Origin of the sequence: Sandarakinorhabdus rubra (genome assembly GCF_010994245.1) — a bacterium.
GTDB classification, from domain to species: domain Bacteria; phylum Pseudomonadota; class Alphaproteobacteria; order Sphingomonadales; family Sphingomonadaceae; genus Sandarakinorhabdus; species Sandarakinorhabdus rubra.
Window position 1 is genome coordinate 1 of record NZ_WMHO01000427.1, and the last position, 806, is coordinate 806.

The 806-nt window shown below is 75.8% G+C and carries 1 protein-coding gene; it reads right to left on the bottom strand.

Features of this window, described 5'->3' with window-relative positions; genetic code table 11:
- Position 1 precedes the first annotated feature (1 nt).
- Positions 2 to 806: tRNA lysidine(34) synthetase TilS (tilS, locus tag GJV64_RS15030; RefSeq protein WP_164158324.1), on the bottom strand; the 805-nt coding region annotated here is incomplete at its 5' end.

Consider the following 806-nt stretch of genomic DNA (forward strand, 5'->3'; position numbering starts at 1 on the left):
TTCAGCCCGGCTTGTGGCCGTTTTGCCGCTGCTGGCGCGGCGCCGGTGCCGGCTCGAGCCGCCACCGCGGCCCGGGCCGCGCCATCACGCCCGCCAGCGTTCCGGGCTGCCCGGCCCCGAGTCGCGCCGCCAGCCGGGCGATGTCGCCCCCCCGCGGTGAACCACCCAGCTCGGCGATGGCCCGCGCCAGCAGGCGATGAACAATCGCCGCCGGCAGGCCGCGCGCGTCGATCAGCAGGGCGTCACCATCGGCCTCCACCCGCCCGTCCCAGGCGGTGCGCGCCGTCCAGTCCAGCGCCTCCGCCTCGGCCGCGAGGTGCGTGGCTGCTGCTGCCAGCGCGTCCACGTCGAGCGCCGGCGTCGCCGCCAGAAGCGCCCGCATGGCGGTGCGATCATGCCGGGGATCGGTGTTGGCGGGATCGTCCACCACCTGCCAGCCATCGGCGGCGGCGATATCTACAAGCGCCGCCTTCCGGCAGCCAAGCAGCGGCCGCACCAGCCACAGGCCGGGCCGCAACAGGCGCGCCGCGCGGATGCCGGCCAGGCCGTCGCTGCCGCTGGCACGGGTGAGGCGCATCAGCAGGGTTTCGGCCTGGTCATCGGCGTGGTGCGCGGTGAGCAGCAGCGGCGTGCCGTTCGCGTCGCACCAATCTGCGAGCAGGCGATAGCGCTCTGCCCGGGCCCGGGCCTGGAGGTTGGACGTGAAGGCCGGCCCGTCGCGCACCAATGTCACCTGTGGGATGCCGCGCGCCGCGCATTGCGCCGCCACGCCCGCCGCCTCGTGCGCCGAACCGACGCGCAGCCGG